19 protein-coding genes are annotated in these 24,378 nt (G+C 56.1%); 9 read left to right on the top strand and 10 right to left on the bottom strand.

The annotated features are described in order from the left end of the window. Nucleotides 1-7: 7 nt before the first annotated feature. The 3 genes from carB to dapB form a co-directional block, all read right to left on the bottom strand. Entirely contained in the window at nt 8-3,232 is a 3,225-nt protein-coding gene (gene carB, locus H0S68_RS03180; protein WP_044554139.1) for a carbamoyl-phosphate synthase large subunit, read from the bottom strand. Between the two features lie 16 nt (nt 3,233-3,248). Continuing rightward, nucleotides 3,249-4,397, bottom strand: a complete 1,149-nt coding sequence (carA, locus tag H0S68_RS03175) for a glutamine-hydrolyzing carbamoyl-phosphate synthase small subunit (RefSeq protein WP_410529147.1) — start codon at nt 4,395-4,397, stop codon at nt 3,249-3,251. 471 nt (nt 4,398-4,868) lie between these two features. Continuing rightward, entirely contained in the window at nt 4,869-5,690 is an 822-nt protein-coding gene (gene dapB, locus H0S68_RS03170) for a 4-hydroxy-tetrahydrodipicolinate reductase (protein WP_410529146.1), read from the bottom strand. Nucleotides 5,691-6,123: 433 nt separating this feature from the next. On the opposite strand from dapB, the gene H0S68_RS03165 reads away from it, so the two are divergent. The 8 genes from H0S68_RS03165 (at nt 6,124) to H0S68_RS03130 (ending at nt 14,878) form a co-directional block, all read left to right on the top strand. Beyond that, a complete protein-coding gene (locus H0S68_RS03165; RefSeq protein ID WP_048762910.1) occupies nt 6,124-6,855 on the top strand; it encodes a FadR/GntR family transcriptional regulator in 732 nt (243 codons plus the stop codon). A gap of 100 nt (nt 6,856-6,955) precedes the next feature. Beyond that, entirely contained in the window at nt 6,956-7,858 is a 903-nt protein-coding gene (locus tag H0S68_RS03160) for a 2-dehydro-3-deoxygalactonokinase (protein ID WP_410529145.1), read from the top strand. After that, a complete protein-coding gene (locus H0S68_RS03155; RefSeq protein WP_122077118.1) occupies nt 7,855-8,502 on the top strand; it encodes a 2-dehydro-3-deoxy-6-phosphogalactonate aldolase in 648 nt (215 codons plus the stop codon). Before H0S68_RS03160 ends, H0S68_RS03155 begins: the two co-directional genes overlap by 4 nt. Before the next feature lie 73 nt (nt 8,503-8,575). After that, nucleotides 8,576-10,006, top strand: coding sequence for a sugar porter family MFS transporter (locus tag H0S68_RS03150; protein WP_122077115.1), 1,431 nt, complete (start codon nt 8,576-8,578; stop codon nt 10,004-10,006). A gap of 34 nt (nt 10,007-10,040) precedes the next feature. Further along, on the top strand, nt 10,041-11,441 hold the full coding sequence (locus H0S68_RS03145) for an MFS transporter (RefSeq protein WP_262215863.1): 1,401 nt from the start codon (nt 10,041-10,043) through the stop codon (nt 11,439-11,441). A gap of 2 nt (nt 11,442-11,443) precedes the next feature. Beyond that, nucleotides 11,444-13,156: a dihydroxy-acid dehydratase gene (ilvD, locus tag H0S68_RS03140; RefSeq protein ID WP_128865035.1), complete on the top strand. Its 1,713-nt coding sequence runs from the start codon at nt 11,444-11,446 to the stop codon at nt 13,154-13,156. Beyond that, entirely contained in the window at nt 13,156-14,058 is a 903-nt protein-coding gene (locus H0S68_RS03135) for a dihydrodipicolinate synthase family protein (protein WP_201895754.1), read from the top strand. Before ilvD ends, H0S68_RS03135 begins: the two co-directional genes overlap by 1 nt. Before the next feature lie 40 nt (nt 14,059-14,098). Next, the gene (locus H0S68_RS03130; protein ID WP_410529144.1) at nt 14,099-14,878 is read left to right on the top strand and encodes an SDR family NAD(P)-dependent oxidoreductase; all 780 of its coding nucleotides are present in this window, start codon (nt 14,099-14,101) and stop codon (nt 14,876-14,878) included. A 45-nt stretch (nt 14,879-14,923) separates the two neighbouring features. Here the strand turns inward: H0S68_RS03130 and H0S68_RS03125 are convergent, their stop codons facing one another. The 3 genes from H0S68_RS03125 to pvcA all read right to left on the bottom strand — a co-directional run bounded on the left by H0S68_RS03125 (nt 14,924) and on the right by pvcA (nt 18,123). Next, on the bottom strand, nt 14,924-16,183 hold the full coding sequence (locus H0S68_RS03125; protein WP_410529447.1) for a glycosyltransferase: 1,260 nt from the start codon (nt 16,181-16,183) through the stop codon (nt 14,924-14,926). 20 nt (nt 16,184-16,203) lie between these two features. Beyond that, nucleotides 16,204-17,067 carry a TauD/TfdA dioxygenase family protein gene (locus H0S68_RS03120; protein ID WP_130016163.1) on the bottom strand — a complete coding sequence of 288 codons (864 nt, stop codon included), beginning with the start codon at nt 17,065-17,067 and terminating at the stop codon, nt 16,204-16,206. Nucleotides 17,068-17,157: 90 nt separating this feature from the next. Further along, entirely contained in the window at nt 17,158-18,123 is a 966-nt protein-coding gene (pvcA, locus tag H0S68_RS03115; RefSeq protein ID WP_128865026.1) for an L-tyrosine isonitrile synthase, read from the bottom strand. A gap of 192 nt (nt 18,124-18,315) precedes the next feature. Between pvcA and H0S68_RS03110 the strand changes: the two genes are divergently transcribed. Further along, nucleotides 18,316-19,239, top strand: coding sequence for a LysR family transcriptional regulator (locus H0S68_RS03110; protein WP_041414183.1), 924 nt, complete (start codon nt 18,316-18,318; stop codon nt 19,237-19,239). A 306-nt stretch (nt 19,240-19,545) separates the two neighbouring features. Here H0S68_RS03110 and ispH read toward each other — a convergent pair whose 3' ends face one another. Genes ispH through ileS form a run of 4 tightly spaced genes read right to left on the bottom strand, consistent with a single transcriptional unit; the run spans nt 19,546 to nt 24,278 of the window. Further along, entirely contained in the window at nt 19,546-20,499 is a 954-nt protein-coding gene (gene ispH / locus H0S68_RS03105; protein ID WP_020825154.1) for a 4-hydroxy-3-methylbut-2-enyl diphosphate reductase, read from the bottom strand. Continuing rightward, nucleotides 20,480-20,950, bottom strand: a complete 471-nt coding sequence (fkpB, locus tag H0S68_RS03100; RefSeq protein ID WP_410529143.1) for an FKBP-type peptidyl-prolyl cis-trans isomerase — start codon at nt 20,948-20,950, stop codon at nt 20,480-20,482. Before fkpB ends, ispH begins: the two co-directional genes overlap by 20 nt. A 1-nt stretch (nt 20,951) precedes the next feature. After that, nucleotides 20,952-21,461 (bottom strand): signal peptidase II, encoded by a 510-nt coding sequence (gene lspA, locus H0S68_RS03095; RefSeq protein WP_020825152.1) that lies wholly within the window; start codon nt 21,459-21,461, stop codon nt 20,952-20,954. Continuing rightward, nucleotides 21,462-24,278 (bottom strand): isoleucine--tRNA ligase, encoded by a 2,817-nt coding sequence (ileS, locus tag H0S68_RS03090; RefSeq protein WP_020825151.1) that lies wholly within the window; start codon nt 24,276-24,278, stop codon nt 21,462-21,464. Between the last annotated feature and the right edge of the window lie 100 nt (nt 24,279-24,378).

The raw sequence follows: 24,378 nt of genomic DNA, 5'->3' as shown, positions 1-24,378 counted from the left end.
CATCGAATTACTTGGTGATACGCGCGTGCAACTCCTGCACCGAAGTCACCTGCTCGGTCGGATCCGCTTTTAGCGCCATCGCGGTGGCAAAGCCGCCGTTCAGGGTCGTATCGTAATGCACCTTGTACTGCAATGCGCTACGACGGATCAGCTTGGAGTCCTCAATCGCCTGGCGACCGGCGGTGGTGTTGACGATGTAGGTGTATTCGCCATTCTTGATACGGTCCTGAATGTGCGGACGGCCTTCATGCACCTTGTTGACCAGGCGTGGGTTAATCCCCGCTTCGCCCAGCACCACGGCGGTACCGTGAGTGGCATCCAGCTCGAAGCCCTGTTTCAGCAGGCTTGCCGCCAGATCTACTACCCGGGCTTTATCGCCTTCACGCACCGACAGCAGCGCACGGCCCTGTTTTTTCATGCCTGACTGGCTGCCGAGCATCGCCTTGGAGAAGGCCTCGGCGAAGGTGCGGCCCACGCCCATCACTTCCCCGGTAGAGCGCATTTCCGGCCCTAAAATCGGGTCGACGCCTGGGAACTTGTTGAACGGCAGCACCACTTCTTTTACCGAGTAGTAAGGCGGGATGACTTCTTCCGTCACGCCCTGCTCTGCCAGGGTTTTGCCTGCCATCACGCGCGCAGCCACTTTGGCCAACGGCACGCCGGTGGCCTTGGAAACAAACGGCACGGTACGCGCGGCGCGTGGGTTGACTTCAATCAGGTAGACTTCATTGTTCTTCACGGCGAACTGCACGTTCATCAAACCGCGCACCTGCAGCTCAAACGCCAGTTTCTCAACCTGCTGACGCATCACGTCCTGAATTTCCTTGCTCAGGGTGTAGGCCGGCAGTGAACAAGCCGAGTCACCGGAGTGCACGCCCGCCTGTTCGATGTGTTCCATGATGCCACCGATCAGCACTCGTTCGCCGTCGCAGATGGCGTCGACGTCGACTTCTACCGCGTCATCCAGGAAGCGGTCCAGCAGCACCGGGGCGTCGTTGGAGACGCTGACTGCGTTTTGGAAGTAACGGCGCAGGTCGATTTCGTCGTAAACGATTTCCATCGCCCGACCGCCCAGCACATAAGAAGGACGTACCACCAGCGGGTAACCGATCCCGGCCGCTTTCTCTACCGCCTGCTCAATGGTTGCCACGGTGGCGTTGGCCGGCTGTTTCAGGCCCAGACGGTGTACCGCCTGCTGGAAACGCTCACGGTCCTCGGCGCGGTCAATCGCGTCCGGGCTGGTGCCGATAATAGGTACGCCTGCGGCTTCCAGCTCGCGCGCCAATTTCAGCGGCGTCTGGCCACCGTATTGCACGATAACGCCTTTCGGCTTCTCGATGCGCACGATTTCCAGCACGTCCTCCAACGTTACCGGCTCGAAGTACAGACGGTCGGAGGTGTCGTAGTCGGTAGACACGGTTTCTGGGTTACAGTTGACCATGATGGTCTCGTAACCGTCTTCGCGCAGCGCCAGTGAGGCATGCACGCAACAGTAATCGAATTCGATACCCTGGCCGATACGGTTTGGCCCGCCGCCCAGCACCATCACTTTCGGACGGTCGTTGGTCGGGTTGGACTCGCACTCTTCTTCATAGGTGGAGTACATGTAAGCGGTGTCGGTGGCGAATTCCGCCGCGCAGGTATCCACACGCTTGTAAACCGGGTGCAGGCCATAGCCATGACGCAGCTTGCGGATTTCGCTTTCGGCGACGCCGGCCAAGATGGCCAGACGCGCATCGGCGAAGCCTTTGCGCTTCAGGGTGCGCAGGAACTCTTTCGTCAGGCCGTTGATGCCGGTACCGGCAACCTGTTCTTCCAGACGCACCAGCTCTTCAATCTGCACCAGGAACCAGCGGTCTACGTTGGTCAGGTTGAAGACGCCGTCAACGGACAGGCCGGCGCGGAAGGCGTCAGCGATGTACCAGATGCGGTCAGAACCGGCGTCTTTCAGCTCACGACGGATTTTGGTCAGTGCTTCCGGGTCATCCAGGCTCACTTTAGGGTCAAAACCGGTGGCGCCCACTTCAAGCCCGCGCAATGCTTTCTGCAGCGACTCTTGCTGGGTACGGCCAATCGCCATCACTTCGCCGACGGATTTCATCTGGGTAGTCAGACGGTCATTGGCACCGGCAAATTTCTCGAAGTTGAAACGAGGGATCTTGGTCACGACGTAGTCGATGGACGGTTCAAACGACGCCGGCGTACGGCCACCGGTGATGTCGTTCATCAGCTCATCGAGGGTGTAACCCACCGCCAGTTTGGCGGCGATTTTGGCAATCGGGAAGCCAGTGGCTTTAGATGCCAGCGCCGAAGAGCGGGATACGCGCGGGTTCATTTCGATGACGATCAAACGGCCGGTTTTCGGGTTAACCGAGAACTGCACGTTGGAACCACCGGTTTCCACGCCGATTTCACGCAGTACCGCCATCGAGGCGTTACGCATGATTTGGTATTCTTTGTCGGTCAGGGTTTGCGCCGGTGCTACGGTGATGGAGTCGCCGGTATGGATACCCATGGCATCGAAGTTTTCGATCGAACAGACGATGATGCAGTTATCGTTCTTATCGCGCACCACCTCCATCTCGTACTCTTTCCAGCCGATCAGCGACTCGTCAATCAACAGCTCTTTGGTTGGAGACAGGTCCAGACCACGCTCGCAGATCTCTTCGAACTCTTCGCGGTTGTAGGCGATGCCGCCACCGGTGCCACCCATGGTAAAGGAAGGACGGATAATGCACGGGAAGCCGACGTCAGCGGCCACCGCCAGCGCTTCTTCCATATTGTGCGCAATACCGGAGCGCGCGGTGTCCAGGCCGATTTTTTTCATCGCCACGTCGAAGCGACGACGGTCTTCTGCTTTGTCGATCGCGTCAGCGGTAGCGCCAATCATGGTCACGCCGAACTCGGCCAGCACGCCCTGACGTTCCAGCTCCAGCGCGCAGTTCAGTGCGGTCTGGCCGCCCATGGTCGGCAGCACGGCATCCGGACGCTCTTTTTCGATGATTTTACGCACCACTTCCCAGTGGATTGGCTCGATGTAGGTCGCATCCGCCATTTCCGGGTCGGTCATGATGGTGGCCGGGTTGGAGTTGACCAGAATAACGCGGTAACCCTCTTCGCGCAGCGCTTTACACGCCTGGGCACCCGAGTAGTCGAACTCACACGCCTGGCCGATAACAATCGGGCCAGCGCCGAGGATCAGGATGCTTTTTATGTCTGTACGTTTTGGCATTTTTTACTGCTCCTGATTATTTGGCGTTAGAACGGTAAGTCTCAATCAGTTCGATAAAGTGATTGAACAGCGGCGCGGCGTCGTGTGGGCCCGGGCTGGCTTCAGGGTGGCCCTGGAAGCTGAACGCTGCTTTATCGGTGCGGTGAATGCCCTGCACCGTGTGGTCAAACAAGGATTTGTGCGTGACGCGCAGTTCGGCCGGCAGGTTGTTTTCGTCTACCGCAAAACCATGGTTCTGCGCGGTGATCATGACGCAGTCGTTATCCAGATCTTTTACCGGGTGGTTGCCGCCGTGGTGGCCAAGCTTCATCTTCACGGTTTTTGCACCGCTGGCCAGAGCCAGCAACTGATGGCCGAGGCAGATGCCGAACACCGGGATATCGGTTGTCAGGAACTGCTTGATGGCGGCGATGGCGTAATCGCATGGCTCCGGGTCACCTGGTCCGTTGGACAGGAAAATACCGTCCGGATCCATCTTCAAGACTTCATCCGCCGGGGTCTGTGCCGGCACCACCGTCAGGCGGCAGCCGCGATCCACCAGCATACGCAGAATGTTGCGCTTGGCGCCGTAGTCATAGGCCACCACGTGGAACGGCAGCTCAGAGGCCGGTTTGGCTTCCGGCAGGTCGCCTTCAAGCGTCCAACTGCCCTGCTGCCAGCTGTAGGCTTCCTGGGTGGTAACTTCTTTCGCCAGATCCATGCCTTTCAGGCCCGGGAAGGCTTTGGCCTTCGCTAACGCCAAGGCGGCATCCGGCGTGTCGGCGGCGATGATGCAGCCGTTCTGTGCCCCTTTCTCGCGCAGCAGACGGGTCAGCTTGCGGGTATCGATATCGGCAATCGCCACGATGTTGTGACGCTTCAGGTAGTCAGACAGGCCTTCTTCGTTGCGGTAATTGCTGGCAATCAGTGGGAGGTCGCGAATGACGAGGCCTTGGGCGTGTACAGCGGAGGATTCTTCGTCGGAAGCATTGGTGCCGACATTGCCGATATGAGGATAAGTAAGAGTAACGATCTGGCGGGAGTAGGAAGGATCAGTGAGGATTTCTTGATAACCGGTCATCGACGTATTGAAGACCACTTCCCCCACTGCCGTACCCTCTGCCCCGATGGCCCGACCGTGGAATTGGGTTCCGTCTTCGAGAACCAATAGCGCTGACTTAATCAAAACACCCTCCAAGGAATAATCAATCACAATATTTGCATATTAATTCAGATATCACGATCTAAATCAATGCAAAAACCGCCCTCAAGGTCAATTTTTGGCAAATTGGGCGCATTTTAATGATGAGTGCTCCGCTTGTCTACCCAAAGCGCCATTTTTTCTCTTATTTTTGCACTTCTCGGCGTTTAATGGGGTCAGTAGCCATAAAAACACGTCTAAACTCGGGTGAGTAAACGGTTGCGAGCTCTAAAGACAGAAAATCACAATTCCCAGGGCACTTTTCCAGGCAAGAGATACGTTGGAAGGGGAAAAAGCATCATAAATTAAAAGTTAACCACCAAAAATAGCAATCAACCAACAAAAACAACCTCAAACACATATTTATCATGCTAAAAAAAAAGGACAATAAAATTATTGTCCGTTAATCATAGCACTATGATTAATACAGCCACATCACGATGGCATACAAATCAATTATAACTGGTCTAAACCGAGCACATCACGCATATCAAACAGACCTTTATCATGGCCTTTAAGCCATATCGCAGCCTTAACCGCACCACTGGCAAAAGTCATGCGGCTGGAGGCCTTATGGGTGATTTCTACCCGCTCACCGATGTCGGCGAACATGGCGGTGTGCTCGCCGACGATATCGCCAGCGCGAATAGTGGCAAAGCCAATGCTCTTCGGATCGCGTTCACCGGTATAACCTTCACGCGCATACACCGCGCACTCTTTCAGATCGCGCCCCAGCGCGCCGGCAATCGCCTCGCCCATCGCCAAAGCCGTCCCCGAAGGAGCGTCTACCTTATGACGATGATGCGCTTCAACAATCTCAATATCGGTATAGTCGCCCATCACCTGCGCGGCTTTTTCCAGCAGTTTTAACACCAGATTCACGCCCACGCTGAAGTTGGCGGCGAAGACGATGCCAATCTGCCCAGCTGCGGCGCGGATGGCTTCCTTACCCGCATCATCGAAACCGGTGGTGCCAATCACCACGGCTTTTTTGTGCTCGACGCAGAAAGCCAGGTACGCCAGGGTGCTTTCCGGACGGGTGAAGTCGATCAGGATATCGAAATCGTCGGCCACTTTTTCCAGGCTGTCGCTGACGGTTATGCCCAGCGCACCAATGCCCGCTAGTTCACCGGCGTCGGTCCCAATCAGGCTTGAACCTGGGCGCGATACTGCCGCCCCCAAAACCACGCCATGCGCCTGATGTACCGCCTGGATCAATTGGCGGCCCATACGGCCGCCGGAACCCGCAATCGCAATGCGGATGGGTGAATCAGTCATACTTGCTCTCTTGTTGATTGATTTCATTACCCTAAATAATTGGAGCTGTATCAAGGCGGCAAGCGAGCTTATCCCAATGAGCTTACTTCAGTAAGTGATTCGGGTAAGTGAGCGCAGTCAACACAGTTACAGCTTCAAGTATGACGGGTATATCGGTTCAGGGTAACTGCCTCGCCCTATCATCGCCAGAGGATTCATTTCATAATTAGAAAATTATGATATCCCCCACTTTTCATCAGTAATGCTGTCAATGGGTTAACAATCAGGCCGATCAACGCCCATTGACGATTGTACATAAACATGCAATTTGAACCGGTGAAATTTGCATGAAAAAACGCTCGTTTTCTTCATTCAAACCGGCACAGGTACCACCAGCACGCCGCTTAGCTTAGTATAGGGCGCAACTGCCGCTTTAATTACCTGAGAACCACGGATGAAAACCGCGCAAACCACCATATCGGAAACCCTGACGCAAGATTTGGCCCGCCGCATCATCAGTGGCGATCTGCCGCCTGGGCTGTCGCTGCCGGGGGAGAATGAATTGGCCTTGCAGTATTCGGTTTCACGCACTTCGGTACGTAACGCGTTGCAGGTGCTGGCGGCGAAAGGGTTGGTCTCCATTCAGGCCAAGAAGCGCAGTACCGTCAATGCCCGCGAGCAATGGAGCTTTTTGGATCCTGACGTACTGAGCTGGTTGGCGGAAGGCAGTCTCGACCAACAACTGGTCGAACAATTGATGGTTACCCGTCTGATCTTTGAACCGAATATCGCGGCATTAGCGGCCGTTAACGCCACCGGTCATGACCTGGCCGCGCTGGAAGATGCTTGCAAACTCATGTCACAAGGGCAACAGCAGGCCAGTCGCCAACTCTTCGAGCAGGGCGATATGGCATTTCACCTTGCCTTGCTGGGCGCCAGCCACAATCCTTTTTTGCATTCATTGGGCAGCGCACTTTCCGCGGCCATGGCGCTCTCTTTCCAGCAAACGCTGGAAGAAGATATCCGGCTGACCAAAAATGCGGTTGAAGAGCACCAACAATTGCTGGAGGCCATTCGCTTCAAACAGGTAGAAACCGCACGCCAGCGCATGCGTGTCATTCTGCTCAATGCGGCCAAAAAGAATCACTGGCAGCAGCAACCGGAAATGTTCGCCCACATCCTCTAAAAATCCCTCTTTGCTGTAATTTCGATCACCCTCACAGATCCTGAGCAATTTTCGCTCTAGCATTCTTGTATGACAAGACTGCATGGTTTGTATTACCTGAATGAATAACAACTGGATTGGTATCGATTGGGGCACCACTAACTTCCGCGCTTTTTTAATGTGTGGGGAGCAATGCCTAAGTAACCTCAGCCATCCCTGCGGGTTGCTGGCCGTGGAAAAAAACCGGTTTGCCGACACCCTGCATACCTTATTACAGCCCTGGTTAGTCGAACATGGCGCTTTGCCGGTGGTCATGGCCGGCATGGTGGGATCACAACAGGGGTGGCATGAGGTTGCCTACATAACCCAGCCGTGCGGCATGAAAAGTTTGGCGGCCGGGGCCATGAAATTCACCACTGACTGGGGTAGCCCAGCGTGGATCATTCCCGGCGTTCAGGGGCTGGGGCTCGCTCAGCAGCCTGAAGTGATGCGAGGAGAAGAAGTGCAGCTGCTCGGTTTGGCCAGACGACATCCAGCGGCGCAATGCCTGGCAATTTTACCCGGAACCCACAGCAAGCATGTTCAGTTGAATCAGGGAGAAATCGGCCACTTCTCAACCTTTATGACCGGCGAACTGTTCTCGTTGCTCTGCCGGCACTCCATTTTGGGCAACGCCCTGCCGGAACAACAGGAGGACGCGCAGGCGTTCATCCTCGGGGCCGATACGGCACGCAGCGGTGCCCCCCTCAGCCACCTGATTTTCTCGGCACGTACCCGCCGCCTCAGCGGTGAAATCGCCGCGGCAAATATACACAGCTACCTTTCCGGTTTGTTGATCGGTAATGAGCTTCAGGCGCTGCCCGCGCACCAGCCCATCTGGGTTGTCGCCAGCCCCCCGCTGGTTGCGCGCTACCAAATGGCGGCGGAACCCTTGGGCCTGTCATTGCGCACCACGGATGGCGATAGCTGCTTTATCAACGGATTAAGTCAACTGTATCCCCTACTACAAGGAACCGCCCAATGAGCCCAGAGATCTTCCTCCAACAGTGGCAGCAACAGCCGCTCCCCCTGGTCGCTATTTTGCGTGGCATCACGCCTGAGGAGGCTGAGCCCGTCGCCGAAATTCTGCTGGACTGCGGCTTCCGCTTTCTGGAGGTACCGCTTAATAGCCCCACCCCGTACGACTCTATCCGCGTGATCAGGAAAACCGTCGGCGACAGGGGTTTTGTCGGCGCCGGCACCGTCCTGAACGTCCAGCAGGTTGAAGAGGTGGCCAAAGCCGGGGGACAACTGATTATTTCTCCCAATACCGACGCCGCGGTGATCGGCCATTCCCGTTATTTGAATCTGATCAGCATGCCCGCCGTGGCCACCCCTTCCGAAGCCTTCTGCGCCCTTGCCGCCGGAGCCAGCGGATTGAAGCTGTTCCCGGCAGAAAGTATTACCCCAGCGGTAACCAAGGCGCTGCGTGTCGTACTTCCCCAAAGGCTGGTTTGCTTGCCGGTAGGGGGGATCCAACCGGATCCCCTGCAGATGCGCGCCTATATCCAGGCGGGCAGCAACGGGTTTGGGCTGGGAGGCGGACTCTATCAACCCGGCATCAGCCTGGCGGCATTACGTCAACGCGCGCTGGCCTATCAGGCCGCCTGGCAACATTGCGTGGAATAGCTATTTGCCCACTGCGACGTTGCCGATGCTTGTATAAAAATAAATATAACGCATTGAATTAAAAGGTGTTGTTATGAATAAATCATCTATTCCCGCAAAAACAAACCGCCAAACCCTACAGGTTTGCTTTCTTGCCGCGTTAGCCGGTTTGCTGTTCGGCCTGGATATGGGGGTGATCGCCGGTGCGTTGCCGTTCCTGGCAAACGAATTTAGCCTCTCGAGCCAACAGCAGGAAATCGTCGTCAGCATCATGATGTTCGGCGCCGCGCTGGGGGCCCTGAGCAGCGGGCCTATGTCCTCCCATTTGGGCCGTAAAAAAAGCTTGTTGTTAGGTGCGGTTTTGTTCGTCGTCGGCTCGATCGGCTGCGCCGTGGCCCAAAATCTAGAAGTGCTGGTGATTTCCCGCTTTATCCTGGGATTAGCCGTGGGCATAGCCTCGTTCACTGCGCCGCTGTATCTGTCGGAAATCGCTCCAGAGCGCATTCGCGGCAGCATGATTTCTCTCTATCAGTTGATGATTACCATCGGAATTTTGGCCGCCTTCCTGTCTGATACCGCATTCAGTGCTGGCGGACACTGGCGCTGGATGCTGGGCATCATCACCTTCCCGGCGCTGGTGCTATTTATCGGCGTACTGACACTGCCGGAAAGCCCACGCTGGTTGGCGATGAAGGGGCGCGGTGAATTGGCCGGCAAGGTCTTGCAACTGTTACGCAATTCGGATGCCGAGGCTCGCGACGAACTCAACCAAATCCGTGAAAGCCTGCAAATGAAGCAACGAGGCTGGCAGCTGTTTCGCCACAATGCGCACTTCCGCCGCTCCACCTACCTGGGCGTTCTGCTGCAATTTATGCAGCAGTTCACCGGCATGACGATCATCATGTATTACGCCCCCAAGATTTTTGAAATCGCCGGTTTCGCCACCACCCGCGAGCAAATGTGGTGCACCGTGATAGCAGGCCTGACCAATGTTCTGGCCACCTTTATCGCGATCGCGCTGGTCGATCACTGGGGTCGTAAACCGATCCTCAAACTCGGCTTCAGCCTGATGGCAATCTGCATGGCGACGCTCGGTTATATGTTTTATATCGGCATCGGCAATCCCACGGAACAATACGCCGCAGTGACGGTGCTGCTGATCTTTATCATAGGTTTCGCCATGAGTGCCGGCCCATTGATTTGGGTACTGTGCTCCGAAATCCAACCGCTGGCCGGACGAGACTTTGGCGTCACCTGCTCCACCATGGCCAACTGGATTGCCAACATGATTATTGGTGCCACCTTCCTGACGCTGATCGACAACCTCGGCAGCGCCGGGACTTTCTGGCTTTACGCGCTACTCAATCTGCTATGCATCGTACTGACGTTATGTTTCGTACCGGAAACCAAAAATATCTCCCTTGAATGCATCGAAAAAAATCTGATGCAGGGTGCCTCCCTGCGCCATATAGGCAGGCCACCCCAGCCCAAGACTACCGACCATTCCTTGAATACGCCGGCATAACCCGGCTAATAAAAATAAATCAGAGGAAACCATCATGAAGCTGACCACGGAAAATCCAACGGCGGAACAGGCCGCTGAAACGCGGGTGTACGGTAAAATTACTCGCCGTCTGATCCCTTTCCTGATTTTGTGCTATTTCTTCGCCTATCTGGACCGCGTTAACGTCGGGTTCGCCAAGCTGCATATGCAGGATGCCCTGAGCTTCAGCGATACCGTTTATGGCTTGGGCGCCGGCATATTCTTCATCGGCTATTTTATTTTCGAGCTGCCAAGCAACCTGCTGATGCAACGCTTCGGGCCGCGTTTTTGGATTGCCCGCATCATGGCTACCTGGGCGATCCTGTCCGCGGCCATGATGTTTGTCACCACGCCAACCACCTTCTATGTATTGCGTTTCCTGCTTGGCGTGGCCGAAGCCGGCTTTTTCCCCGGCATCGTGTTCTATTTAACGCTGTGGTTCCCTTCATGGCGTTCCGCCCGCACGCTGGGGCTGTTCATTCTGGTTACACCACTGTCGGTGATTATCGGCAGCCCGCTTTCAGGTTTGATCCTCAAACTGTTCGAAAATGTCGGCGGTTTACACAACTGGCAGTGGCTGTTCCTGGTCGAGGCCATTCCCTCTTTCGTACTGGCCTTTGTGGTACTGCGTTACCTGGATAACAACGTGGACGAAGCCAAATGGCTCACCGTCGAAGAAAAACAGATCGTGCAAACCGATCTGGCCAAGGATCGTGCCAACCGGGATCGGGCGGCGAACGGCAAAGCGTCCCACAGCCTGAAAGAGATGCTGGCTAACCGCTATGTCTGGTTGCTGGCGCTGATTTTCTTCAGTTTCAACGTCGGTTATTACGGCGTCAGCTTCTGGCTGCCTTCCATCATCAAGACTTCGGGTATCAGCGACGATCTCCAAATCGGCCTGCTGGCAGCCCTACCCTACGTGTTTGGCGCGGCATTTATGATATGGAACAGCCGCCATTCCGATCTGAAACAGGAACGTCGCTGGCATATTGCCATTCCGGCAGTGATTGGCTGTATCGGCCTGACGTTGAGCGCTTACTGCAGCGGCTCCACCTTCTGGATGATGACGTGGATCTGCGTAGCGATGTCCGGCACCCTGGCGCTGATCCCTACCTACATCAGCCTGCCCGGCACCCTGCTTTCCGGCACCGCCGCCGCTGCCGGTATTGCTCTGGTGAATTCTGTCGGCAACCTCGCGGGTTTCTTCGGCCCCACGGTTCTCGGCTGGCTGAAAGATCAAACCGGCCAGACCGACAGCGGCCTGTACATTCTGGCGGGCTTCCTGCTGCTCTGTGCGCCGTTGATTTTCATGCTGCCTGCCAAGCTGGTCTCCCCCGGCAACACCCATGGCATGCATGACCAAGATGTTGCTCAGCCTGACGCTGAGGATCCTTTAAATATCACTGAGAGATTTTAATGATGAGCGGATGTGGAACCTGTGGCAGCAGCGGTTGCGGCTCGCATTTCAACCCTATTTTGGAGGGCGATGACGGCGCGCTGAAGCGTGCGCTATACAAATCTATGGGGCACAGCGACGAACAACTGCGCCGTCCGGTGATCGCCGTGGTCAACAGCTATACCAACGCGACGGCCGGCCACGCCAATCTGAATGAGCTGACGGCCAAGGTATTGCAGGGCATTGAAGAAGCCGGCGGGGTCGGCATGGTGTTCGGCACTATCGCTCCCTGTGACGGTATCGCCGAAGGGCATCTCGGCATGCGCTACATTCTGGCCGCTCGTGAAGTGATCACCGCCTCCATCGAAGTGATGATGCGTGCCCATCGTTTCGACGGCATGGTGTTGCTTGGCTCCTGCGACAAAATTGTCCCCGCCATGCTGATGGCGGCGGCACGGCTGGATATTCCGGCCATCATGGTTAACGGCGGGCCGATGTACCCGGCTGAATATAAAGGTAAACACTGGGACGGCAACATCGTCACCGAGGCCATCGGTTGGAAGATGCGTGGCGAAATCGATGAGGCGGAATTTGCCCATATCGAAAATATCGCCGAACCCGGCCCGGGCTCCTGCACTATGTACGGCACCGCCAACACCATGTGCTGCATCGGTGAAGTACTGGGTATGAGCCTGCCGGGCAGCAGCACGCTGCCGGCGGTTTCGGCCGAACGCCGCGAGTGCGCTATCGAAACCGGGCGCACCGCGGTGGAACTGGTGTTGAATGGCGTCAATGCCCGCCAAATTATCACCGCCGAGTCGATCCGCAATGCGGTGATCTACCTGCTGGCCACCGGCGGCTCCACCAATGCCATCCTGCATCTGCAAGCCATTCATTACGAAGCGGAACTGGGCCATCTGCCGCTGTCCGTCTTCGATGAGTTGAGCCACCAGGTACCGCTGGTTGCCTCGCTCTATCCGGCCAGTGAACATGACATGATTGATTTTTGGGAAGCGGGTGGCGTCCCGGCAGTAGAGCTTGAGATTGCCAAACTGCTCGATCTCAACGCGTTAACCGTCACCGGCAAAACCAAAGCGGAACTGCTGGCGGAAACCCGGCCAAGCCGCCGCCCGGAAGTCATCCATACCCTGGCCATTCCGGTGCGGAATGAAGCTGGCGTTGCCGTACTGCACGGTAATTTGTCACCGTTAGGCTGCGTGGTGAAGCCTGCGGCTGTGCCGGAAAATTTGATGCGCTTCCGGGGGCCCGCCGTGGTGTTCAACAGCGAGCAGGAATCCGTCGAGGCGATTATGTCCGGCCAGATTAAACCGGGTAGCGCCCTGGTCTTGCGCTATGAAGGGCCTAAAGGTGGCCCCGGAATGCCGGAAATGTATAAGCCGATGAAATCGCTGGAAGGCATGGGCCTGGCTGACAGTTGCGCTCTGATCACCGACGGCCGTTTCTCCGGCTCCAACCGCGGGCTGTTTGTCGGCCATATCTCGCCTGAAGCGGTGGACGGCGGCGAGCTGGCATTGGTGCAAGACGGTGACGAAATATCCATCGATATTCCCGCGCGTACTCTTACGCTGCACGTTGACGAGACGATGTTGGCGCAGCGGCGCCAAAACTGGCAACCCGTGGACAAAGAAGTGCCGCGCGGCTTCCTGCGTTTATATCGTCGCTGGGCTTTACCTGCTGCGCAGGGTGCCGTACTGGCCGATCGGGAGGAGGAATAATGGGCCGTTACCAAGCTATCGACATTGAAGGGGTCAACCCTATCGTCGCCATGCCGTTCAAGGCCAATGGCGAAATCGACCCGCTGAGTTTTACCCAGTTGCTGGAGCATCTGGCAGCAACCGGCGTTCAGGGAATGACGCTGTTTGGCATCGCCAGCGAATTCCCGAAGCTCGAGGAGCCTGAGCGTGAACGCCTGGCGGAGATATTTATCAGCGAACTGGCAGGAGCCCCGCTGTTTCGCGCTATCTCGGTCACCGATCACAGCAGCGAAGTCGCCGTCAAACGCGCTCGTCATTATCAAGCTCTGGGCGCCGACGCTTTGATGCTGCTGCCCCCCTTTTTCCTTCAACCCAGCCCACAGGCGATCCAGCAGCACATTTTCGCCGTTCTGGAGGCCGTAGACATCCCGGTAATGGTGCAATACGCGCCGAGTGAAACCGGTTTGCCGATCACCCCGCAACAATTGGCCGACGTGGCAGCCCGCTATCCCCATGCGGTGTTCAAAATTGAATGTAATCCGCCGGTGGAATACACCAAAGAATTTCTGCAACTGGCTCGCCAGGCCAACGTTCTGAACGGCTATGCCGGGCTTTATATGTTGCAGATGTTGGCGGCGGGCGGCAAAGGCGTGATGCCGGGTTGCTCGTTCAGCGAGATTTACCTGCGTATTTATCGCCATTGGCAGGCCGGTGAAGTGGAACAAGCGAATAGGCTGCATCAGGCATTGTTGCCTTACATCCAACGCTGGATGAGCCACTGCGAATACATCATTCAGATCGAAAAGACCATCCTGCAACGACGCAATATCATCGCTACCGATTACTGTCGCCACCCCGGTTGGCAACTGACCGCTGATGATCACCTTATGATCGCGCAGTTTTTAAGCCAGTTTTCTCTGTAGCCAAGACGGCCGCTTGATCGCGGCCCTTTCGGAGGTCTATATGCTACGCCACCAATCCGGGCGTGTAGCCATCGTCACTGGCGCCAGTCAGGGCATAGGGCTGGCTATCGCCAAAACCTTTCTCGCTAACGGCGATACCGTGATGGGTTGCGCCTATCCCAGCCTGGAAAATGCGCCGCAGGCCCGACAATTATTGGCCGATTACCCACAGCATTTTTTCTATTCTTCGGTCGACGTCACCCAGACCGCCGACATTAAACGCTTTGTCGCGAATGCTGAACAACAATGCGGACGCATCGACATCGTGGTTTCCAACGCTGGGAAAAACGTCTTCAAAGGCATTGATTGCGAAGAAGAAGACTGGACCCACAATTTCGATCTCAACCTGCGCTCGCACTGGTATCTGGCGAAATGCGCCCGCCCGGCATTGACCAAAAGCCATGGCGTGATCCTGGTGATCACCTCCAACCACGCATTTTCCACCATGCCTGGCTGTGCGCCCTACAACATCAGCAAACGGGCACTCTTATCGCTGGTGCAGAGTCTGACTATCGAGTGGGGTCCGACGATCCGCACGCTGGGTATTGCCCCTGGCTTTATTGATACCGAAGGCAATCAGGCCTGGTTCGACGCCCATACTGACGCCAAACTGGCACGAGAGAAAACCGTTAAGAAACATCCGGTCGGTCGCCTTGGCCGCCCCGAGGAAGTCGGTGATTTATGCCTGTTTCTTGCCAGCGATGGTGCGGGATTTATCGCCGGCACCACAATTGTGGTGGATGGGGGACGCAGTGCCATTATGCAAGACGACGACCGATAGCGGAAGACACAAAGAGGGGGCCGAAGCCCCCGTGATAAAAGCGACTCAAGCGGTTAACGCCGCCACCTCTTCGGCAATAGTCGCCAGCGCATCATGGCAGGCGTAATCGGCCTGAACCCATGCCGCGTGCTGTCGGTAGGTCGGTTGCGTCAGGATCTGCTGCACGGCATGACGCAGCTGCGATTCGTCCGGATTGCTGGTGTGCAGATTAATGCCGCAGCCAGCTGCCACCACCCGAGCAGCCGCCTCGAGCTTGTCCTCGCCGGTACCGGCGATAATCAACGGCACGCCCTGATCCAACGCGTAGTTGATCGAACCGTAACCGCCGTTGGTGATCAGCACTGCGGCCTGCGGCAGCCAGCGTTCGAAAGAGATAAACTCCCGCACTCTGGCATTGTCCGGCAGCCGATCCAACAGCCCGTCGACCGAACGCCCCCCGGTGGTCGCCAGCACCCGTACCGGTAACTGTGCCAACGCCTTCAGCGTCGGAACTATCAACTGATGCAGATCGACATTCGCCAACGTGCCCTGGCTGACAATCACCAGCGGCCGTTGGTCCGTCTCATCCCAGAGGGCTTCGCTCGGCTGTTGTATCGGGGCGCTGCGCAACGGGCCAATAAATCGCACGCCGGCCGGCAAATCGTCACGCCGATATTCCAGCGCAGGGGTCGCCAGTTGCAAGAAACGATCGCAACCGCCGATCAAGGCATCGCTAAAGGGTTGGTGCAGCGGCCTGCCACCGGATTGCGTCATCGCGGCGTCAAAACTCTGCTGCACCTCATCAATCAAGGCACGCGTGGCGTCATCCACCAGCTGTTCGCGACGTAGCTCCCGCGGCAACAGCGCCGGAGGAATGCGCGGCCCGTAGAAGATGGAATCTTCAGACGAGAATGACAGCGGCGTTACGCCGATACCGATAACCGGAGGGCGTTCTTCCGCCTGCAGCAGCGGCAATACCCCGTAGAAACAGTTTTCCACCATCAGCAGATCGGTAGCCTCGGCGGCGATCACCGTACGCAACTGTTGATTCAGCAACGGGATTGGAGCGGCGAAAAAGTCTTTCAACGCCAGCGCCATCTGCACATTGCCCGGCGGCAGTGCAGCGCGTTCAGGAAAGTGTTCCTCGAGATAGCGATAGTCGAAATCGACCTTGGGATCGAAGGCAACAAACTTCGCCCCTATCGCCTCCGCACGTTCACGGAACAACGCGCCGGTCATCACCCGAACCTGGTGCCCTTGCGCAATCAGGTGCCGGGCAATGCCCAGCATCGGGTAAACGTGACCGGGCGTTGCCACGGCGGTCATCAGAATACGTGCCATAACTCTTAAGCCTCTGCGTTGGCCGGTTTCAGCGCCAGATTGGCGCACACCGGGTTGCTCTGTATATGAACCCGTTGTAAATGGCGGGCCGAGCGGGCGGTAAAGCCTTCACGCCCGTGCAGCAGCGAGAAGTTATCTGCGATCACCACATCACCCTGCTGCCACTGGTGGGCGTAATAGTGGCGCGGATCGTAGAGATGCTGTTGCAGAGTCTGATGGAACGCTTCCTGCTGATCTTCCGGCACCCCGTGATATTCCAGCGCATGCTGGTTGAGGAATTTCTTCCCTTCTGTCGGCGGTTCGTTGTAGCGCATGATCAGCCCACTACCGCTCGGGTGCGTCACCACCAGCGGCGAACACACCTCACCACCGTAGTGCACCACCTGCTTGATGCGGTATGAGATAGACACCGTCAGCCACTGAGCCAGCTGCGACTCATCGGCATTGGCCAGCAGGCGCGTGGTATCGACAAAGGTAGTGCAACCCCCTTCATCCTGCGAGGGCGCGGCTACACAGTGAAACAGCTGGAATTCCGGGATGGTCGGTTTATACATGCCGTCCCAGTGCAGCGGCACATAGCTGCTGTCGAAAATATGGTCCTTGGCGTCTGGATGTTCTTTCACATCCAGCACCGCGCCGAAGGGCCACATCATGATCTCACCCCAATTGCCGGCATAACGGGTCAATACCCGCGGATCGGTAAAACCGGAATCGAAGCCGCGCAGCACCAACAGGTGATGCTGCTGTGCCAGCGCCCGCAACGCCGCTACCGGCAGCTCGCTGATGGATTGCCCCGGGCGTTCAGGGGTCAATACGGCGCCAAAGGGGCTATTGAGTTCAATACGGCAGTTCAATTGTTGATTGTCCATCGGTGACTCTCCTTGAAGCAAATTTGCTGCTCACACGGCAACCGTGCCGTTAAAAGACGCTCGCCAAGATAGCGGGCGTAAGGTGGCGCGTTACACCACTTGAGGTTGTTCAATCAGGTAATGGCTTGGCGTACCGCGGATCGCCACCAATTCGCCCTCTAACTCCTGAGCGTCTTTGCGTTTCATCAGTACGAACTGTCCGTTGACGTTGGCCGCGACGCCGTGCCACGGTGTCAACCAGTCGTCCTTGGTTGGCATCATATGAATGCCTATTTTTAGACTGTCGGCAGGCTGCGGGTGGATCGACAAGCGGATCGCCGCCGGAAAATGCTGAGCCAGCAAATTACCCCAGGCCCAGCTGCGTTGGATCACGCCGCAGGCACGCAGCTTGGCGTCTTTCTGCAACGCGGCATTCGAGCCGCTGTAGCCCGGCAGTTGACTGTCTTCATACAGGAAGCGGGTAATGGCGCGGTACAGTTGCAGCCCCTGCTCGCTTTCCATCAGCTGTTGTTTGATTGCCGACTCCGATTCGGCATAACCGTCGACCAGCAACTGGCGCAGCAAGTCGTAGTCGTCGGTGTGTTCCGCCAGCCCTTCCACATCCCCCAGATTGAACACGCTCAGGTGCGTGGCCCCAACCTCATGCAGCAGAGTTTCAATTTCGCGCTGATAGTGGTTGATGGCATCGTCACTGACGCGGATTAAATCGCCGAAGACATGACCATCCGAACAGATGACAATATGCGCACCCGGCGGATAATAAAGCTGAATACGCTGGCAGAGGGAATTAAGGAATATCAACGATAAGCGTTCCGCCATATCGGGTACCGCACCGATCACCTTATTAGTATTGGGTGATTTTGTCGGAAAGGCCGGCAGTACAAACTCAATCCGCCGTTGTTGTTCAATGAATGCCCGGATGCGCGGCAATTGCACCTGAGTGACGAGCAGCTCTTCCTCGGAGTTTGATGTTTCCATTCCTGGAAAACGACGCCGATATTGCAATAGCTCATGAAGGATCTTTAACGATATTTTTTCAATACGGGCACTGTCCACAATTAACTCCCATTCAGATTATGGCGCAGGTGATTTATTCACAAACGCAATAAGACTTTTCGAAAAAAGAGGCATCACCAGGGAATAATACTCACTGCTGAGATTTATCTGCTTCAGGCAATATAGAAGAGATGGTGCTATATTATTAGCCCGTATAATTAACAATCTTGGTTAAGTTGAACTTAACAAACTATGAGTAATATTCTAAAACGCATGGCCATTTTTTCTAAAGTTGTCGATTGCGGCGCATTCAGCATGGCAGCCAAGGAATTAGGCATTACCACCTCTGCCGTCAGCCAGCATATCCGCCTGTTGGAAAACGAACTCGGCATTCAATTACTTCTGCGTTCCACTCGCTCACTGAGCCTGACCGAAGCCGGGCTCTGTTTTTATGAAGATTGCGTTTTAATGCTGCATGCTGCCGAGCGGGGGCAACAACGTATCGCCGCCCTGCGCGGCGAACTGAGCGGTGAATTGCGCGTCGCGACCTCTACCGAGTTCGCCACTCACTATCTGGTGCCTGCACTGCAAAGCTTCCTTGATGAACACCCGCGCATCACGCTGAGGCTGGAGATCCACGACGAGAAAATCGACCTGATAGGCCAGCGTATTGATCTGGCGATCCGTGGCGGTGTGTTGGCTGATTCCAGTTACGTTTCTACCCGCCTTGCGCGCTTTCGTGAGGTATTATGTGCATCACCAGCCTACCTTGCGGGACATGGTATTCCCGAGAGCCCACAAGCGTTAACCCGGCATCAATGGGTGACTTTTACCCCCTTGGGCAACCCGCAATTTGTTCGCCTGCTCCACCACAACGGCGATGAACATCGGCTACGAATGACCGGGCGTCTATTTACCAATAACGGTATGGCCATGAAAGAACTGGCGCTGGCGGGCAAAGGGATCATCCGTAATTTCTTTGTCAATGTTGAGCGTGAATTACACAATGGCGATTTGGTGGAAATCCTGCCTGAATGGCGATTACCAGAGATTAATTGCTATGCAATTATGCCGCGACGGGACAGCCAACCTTTAAAAGTTCGCCGTTTGCTTGAGCATATGAAAATCCATCTGCAGCAAAAGGAGAAAAATTCTTTAAACCAGTTGCGAACTTAATTAAATAAACAGTGTCTGCAACGACAATTAATTTAGTTATTTAACCTCTCAGCCCTTTGCTGACCAACACCAGACTTTATTTAGATTGCAGACTAATGATATTAGTCTTAATAACTTTATTACTGCCTATATAAGCACTTCATTTTTCATTGATTCAAATTGTCAGAACAAATTTGACTTTAAATAACAGAAAATTTGAATTACATCCTATTCCTTCCTCTCGATCTAATATTGCCCCCCGTCCCCCGATCCACAAATGCAAAACGGGGAGCCTAAGCTCCCCGTTCATTTATTTACCACTGTGGCCTAGTCAACCTGCCGGATATCGACCCGCAGCTCTTTTGGCACTTCAAACACGATATTCTCTTCACGGCCGCTGACTTCATGGACGTTAAGGCCGCCCAAGGCTTTCAGACGGGCGATCACGTCCTGTACCAGCACGTCAGGGGCGGACGCACCGGCGGTAACGCCGATGTTACTCGCGTTCTTCAGCCAGGCTTCCTGAATATCCGCGGCGGAATCAATCAGGTAGGCCGGCTTGCCAACGCGCTGAGCCAATTCAGCCAGACGGTTGGAGTTGGATGAGTTCTTCGAGCCCACCACTAACACCACGTCCGCATCCCCGGCCAGGTTACGCACCGCTTCCTGGCGGTTGGTCGTGGCATAGCAGATGTCGTCCTTACGTGGCCCGATGATGCTCGGGAAGCGCTTGCGCAAGGCGTCGATCACGTCAGAAGTGTCATCCACCGACAGCGTGGTTTGCGTCATAAAGCACAGGTTGCTTTCATCCTTCACCTGCAGCTTCCACACGTCGTCCGGCGACTCAACCAGATACATGCCCCCCTTCGGGTTGCTGTACTGGCCCATGGTGCCTTCCACCTCCGGGTGGCCGGCATGGCCAATCAGGATCGCCTCAGTGCCACGACGGCTGGCGCGCGCCACCTCCATATGCACTTTGGTTACCAGCGGGCAAGTTGCGTCAAACAGCATGGTCAGATCGCGCGCCTTGGCTTCCGCCCGTACCGCTTGGGAAACCCCGTGCGCCGAAAAGATCAGAATCGACCCATCCGGCACTTCACCGATCTCCTCAATAAACACCGCCCCGCGCTCGCGCAGGCTGTCCACCACATAGCGGTTATGCACCACTTCGTGGCGTACATAGATAGGCGCACCGTAAATTTCCAGTGCGCGCTCTACTATACTGATCGCACGATCAACCCCGGCGCAGAAGCCACGTGGGTTAGCCAGCAATATTTGCATGCGTCTCCTCCTGCACGGGATCAATCTCAAGCACTTCAATATCGAAGCTCACCGGATGGCCCGCCAGCGGATGGTTGAAATCAACGGTAATCGAATCTTCCGCCACTTCACGCACCACGCCCGGCATTTCACTGCCGTCGACGGCGGTAAACAGCATGATGGTGCCCACATCCGGTACCCCAGTCTCCGCGAAATCGCGACGTGAGAAGTACTGGACCAGGTCCGGGTTCTCTGCACCGAATGCGGCTTCCGGCTGCAAGGTAAAGGCGCACTTGTCGCCCGCACGCAGGCCCATCAACTCCGCTTCCAGCGGTGCTGAGAGGCTGCCGTCACCCAGACGGAACAGCGCCGGTTTGCCGCTGCTGCGGGTAGATTCTGCGGTTGAACCGTCTTCCAGTTTCAGCGTGAAGTGAACCAGCACTGCGCTGCTACCGTTAACCTGAGCCGTCATATTACTCACCTTTACTCTTTGCGCTTTTGCTCGCCGGCGACAAGAAGCCTTCCAACACGATCATCGCCGCCCCCACGCAGATAAAGCTATCCGCCAGATTGAAGGTCGGGTAGTGCCAGTCGCCTACGTAGAAGTCGATGAAATCGACCACGAAACCGTGCCACAGGCGATCGAACAGGTTGCCGAGCGCCCCGCCGATGATAAAAGCATAGGCAATATTGTTCAGCTTTTGCTGTGCCTGACTGCGGTACATCATCACCAACAGCACCGCAACGATAGCGACGGCGATGCCGGCAAAGAACCAGCGCTGCCAGCCGCCGTGATCGGCGAGGAAGCTGAAGGCGGCGCCGTAATTGCGCGCATAAAACAGATTGAACGACGGGATCAGCGGCTGGGACTGGCCCAGCACAAAGTTACCGAGGATCCACTGTTTGCTGGCGAAATCCAGTACCAACACCACCACCACCAGCCACAGCCAGCGCAGACCGGTCGAACAGATTGGTTTACTCATTTAGGCAAACTTACGCTTTTCGCCGTCACCGGCTACGTTGATCACACAGCGGCCGCAAAGATCTGCATGCTCCGCCACCAGGCCGATATCGGTGGTGTAATGCCAGCAGCGCGGGCACTTCTCACCTTCTGCGGTGCTGAAGGCAATTTTCAGACCTTTCACCAATTCTGCTGTTTGTGCATCCGCCGGCGCATCGGCCAGTGGAGCAACGCGCGCCGCCGAGGTCAGCAACACAAAGCGCAGCTCATCCTGCAGACTGTTAAGACGTTCGGCCAGTTCGGTATCGGCATACAGCGTGACCGCCGCTTCCAGAGAACCCCCCAGGCGTTTGTCGGCACGTGCCTGTTCCAGCACCTTGTTCACTTCGCCGCGCACTTTCAGCAGCTCGGCCCAGAAGGCGTCGTTCATGCCTTCACCTTCGGCCAAACCGAAGAGACCGTCGTACCACTCTTCAGTGAACACGTACTGCGCACGTTTGCCTGGCAGGAAGCTCCAGATTTCATCGGCGGTGAACGACATGATCGGCGCCATCCAGCGAACCAGCGCTTCCGCGATGTGGAACAATGCGGTCTGGCAGCTGCGGCGAGCAACGCTGTCGCTCTTCGCGGTGTACTGACGATCCTTGATGATATCCAGATAGAAGGAGCCCATCTCGACCGAGCAGAACTGCATCAGGCGCTGCACTACTTCATGGAAGTCATAGTTGGCGTAAGCCTGTTCGATATCCTTCTGCGCCGCCAGTGCACGGCCCACCGCCCAGCGATCCAGTACCACCATGTCTTCCGGGGCCACGCAATCGGTGCTTGGCTCAAACCCGTTCAGGTTGGCCAACAGGAAACGCGCGGTGTTACGGATACGACGATAAGAATCGGCAGAACGCTTGAGGATCTCGTCGGACACCGCGATTTCACCGGTGTAGTCGGTAGACGCCACCCACAGGCGCAGGATGTCGCCACCCAGCTTGTTCATCACGTCTTGTGGACTGACGGTGTTGCCGATGGACTTGGACATCTTGCGGCCCTGACCGTCAACGGTGAAACCGTGGGTCAGCACTTCTTTGTATGGCGCCTTGCCCTTCATCGCGGTGGAAATCATCAACGATGACATAAACCAGCCGCGGTGCTGATCGGAGCCTTCCAGATACATGTCGGCACCGTGGCCCTGGAATTCCGGACGTACGTCAACCACGGAAGAGTGGGTAGAACCGGAGTCGAACCACACGTCCAGGGTGTCTGGCACTTTGACGTAGTCGGCAGCATCCGCGCCGAGAATATCGGCAGCGTCCAGATCCCACCAGGCTTGAATGCCGTCTTGCTCAACGCGCTTCGCCACTTCTTCCATCAGCTCAACGCTACGTGGGTGCAGTTGTTCAGTGTCTTTGTGCACAAACAGCGACATCGGCACGCCCCAGGTACGCTGACGCGAAATACACCAGTCCGGGCGATTGGCCACCATGGTTTCGATACGTGCCTGGCCCCATTCCGGGATCCACTGCACGCCTTTGATCTCTTCCAGCGACTGCTGACGCAGGCCTTTCTGGTCCATGCTGATGAACCACTGTGGCGTTGCACGGAAGATGATCGGCGTTTTGTGGCGCCAGCAGCATGGATAGCTGTGAACCAGTTTTTCAACGTGCAACAGTGCGCCTTTCTCACGCAGCAGGTCTACGATCAGATCGTTGGCCTTGAAGACAAACTTGCCGTCCAGCAACGGATGAGTGCCGGTCAGGTAGCAGCCGTTTGGCCCTACCGGGTTGGCAATCTCCAGACCGTATTTCTGGCTGATGACAAAGTCATCCGGACCGTGGCCACCGGCGGTATGGACCGCACCGGTACCGGCATCCAGCGTGACGTGTTCGCCCATGATCGCCGGTACGTCGAAGCCCATGAACGGGTGTTCGAAACGCATCAACTCCAGATCGGCGCCTTTGCAGCTGCCCAGCACGGTCCATGAGCTGATACCGGCGCGCTTCATCACGCTTTCTACCAGCTCAGCCGCCAGGATCAGGCACTGGCCTTCGACCTGCACCAGTTGATAAGCAAATTCAGGGTGCAAAGAGATCGCGCGGTTAGCCGGCAAGGTCCACGGCGTGGTGGTCCAGATCACCAGAGAAACCGGACCGTTGAAGCTGGTGACGCCAAATTTGGCCGCCACGGCAGCCGCGTCAACCGCGTGGAAAGCCACATCGATCGACGGCGAAGTCTTGTCGTAATATTCCACTTCCGCTTCCGCCAGCGAAGAGCGGCAGTCGGTACACCAGTGCACCGGCTTGGCGCCTTTCAGCAGGTGGCCGTTGTCGATGATTTTGCCCAACGCGCGGATGATATTGGCTTCGGTTTTGAAGTCCATGGTCAGGTACGGGTGATCCCAGTCGCCCAACACGCCCAGACGGATAAAGTCTTTTTTCTGGCCTTCAACCTGCTCAGCGGCGTACTCACGGCACTTCACACGGAATTCCGCGGCGGTGAGTTTCTCACCCGGTTTGCCGTACAGTTGCTCAACTTTCAGTTCGATCGGCAGGCCATGGCAGTCCCAACCCGGAACGTAAGGCGAGTCGAAGCCGGACATCCCTTTCGACTTGATAATAATGTCTTTGAGAATCTTGTTAACCGAGTGACCAATGTGAATGCTGCCGTTCGCATACGGAGGGCCGTCATGCAAAATGAAGGATTTTTTGCCCTTTTTGGCAGTACGAATAATCCCGTACAGATCCTGTTCATACCAACGTTGCAGCATGCCAGGTTCACGCTTGGCCAGATCGCCGCGCATCGGGAACCCTGTTTCCGGCAAGTTCAGGGTATTCTTGTAGTCACTCATGAGATTCTCGTTTCCGTTTTCGGCTATTTACCCGTCACACTTCAAGCTGCATCTTTGTTGGCTGCCCTTTCTTACCCGAATCACTTGCCTGTGCAAGCTC

Source organism: Serratia sp. AXJ-M (genome assembly GCF_046531865.1).
Lineage (GTDB): Bacteria > Pseudomonadota > Gammaproteobacteria > Enterobacterales > Enterobacteriaceae > Serratia > Serratia liquefaciens.
Note: the sequence above shows the minus strand (reverse complement) of the source record. Positions and strands in the feature narration are given on the sequence as shown.

Excerpts from the sequence above, each read along its gene's own strand:
- carB (WP_044554139.1), bottom strand. The coding sequence starts at position 3,232 with ATGCCAAAACGTACAGACATAAAAAGCATCCTGATCCTCGGCGCTGGC.
- dapB (WP_410529146.1), bottom strand. The coding sequence starts at position 5,690 with ATGACTGATTCACCCATCCGCATTGCGATTGCGGGTTCCGGCGGCCGT.
- H0S68_RS03165 (WP_048762910.1), top strand. The coding sequence starts at position 6,124 with ATGAAAACCGCGCAAACCACCATATCGGAAACCCTGACGCAAGATTTG.
- H0S68_RS03160 (WP_410529145.1), top strand. The coding sequence starts at position 6,956 with ATGAATAACAACTGGATTGGTATCGATTGGGGCACCACTAACTTCCGC.
- H0S68_RS03155 (WP_122077118.1), top strand. The coding sequence starts at position 7,855 with ATGAGCCCAGAGATCTTCCTCCAACAGTGGCAGCAACAGCCGCTCCCC.
- H0S68_RS03150 (WP_122077115.1), top strand. The coding sequence starts at position 8,576 with ATGAATAAATCATCTATTCCCGCAAAAACAAACCGCCAAACCCTACAG.
- H0S68_RS03145 (WP_262215863.1), top strand. The coding sequence starts at position 10,041 with ATGAAGCTGACCACGGAAAATCCAACGGCGGAACAGGCCGCTGAAACG.
- ilvD (WP_128865035.1), top strand. The coding sequence starts at position 11,444 with ATGAGCGGATGTGGAACCTGTGGCAGCAGCGGTTGCGGCTCGCATTTC.
- H0S68_RS03135 (WP_201895754.1), top strand. The coding sequence starts at position 13,156 with ATGGGCCGTTACCAAGCTATCGACATTGAAGGGGTCAACCCTATCGTC.
- H0S68_RS03130 (WP_410529144.1), top strand. The coding sequence starts at position 14,099 with ATGCTACGCCACCAATCCGGGCGTGTAGCCATCGTCACTGGCGCCAGT.
- H0S68_RS03125 (WP_410529447.1), bottom strand. The coding sequence starts at position 16,183 with ATGACCGCCGTGGCAACGCCCGGTCACGTTTACCCGATGCTGGGCATT.
- H0S68_RS03120 (WP_130016163.1), bottom strand. The coding sequence starts at position 17,067 with ATGGACAATCAACAATTGAACTGCCGTATTGAACTCAATAGCCCCTTT.
- H0S68_RS03110 (WP_041414183.1), top strand. The coding sequence starts at position 18,316 with ATGAGTAATATTCTAAAACGCATGGCCATTTTTTCTAAAGTTGTCGAT.
- ispH (WP_020825154.1), bottom strand. The coding sequence starts at position 20,499 with ATGCAAATATTGCTGGCTAACCCACGTGGCTTCTGCGCCGGGGTTGAT.
- fkpB (WP_410529143.1), bottom strand. The coding sequence starts at position 20,950 with ATGACGGCTCAGGTTAACGGTAGCAGCGCAGTGCTGGTTCACTTCACG.
- lspA (WP_020825152.1), bottom strand. The coding sequence starts at position 21,461 with ATGAGTAAACCAATCTGTTCGACCGGTCTGCGCTGGCTGTGGCTGGTG.
- ileS (WP_020825151.1), bottom strand. The coding sequence starts at position 24,278 with ATGAGTGACTACAAGAATACCCTGAACTTGCCGGAAACAGGGTTCCCG.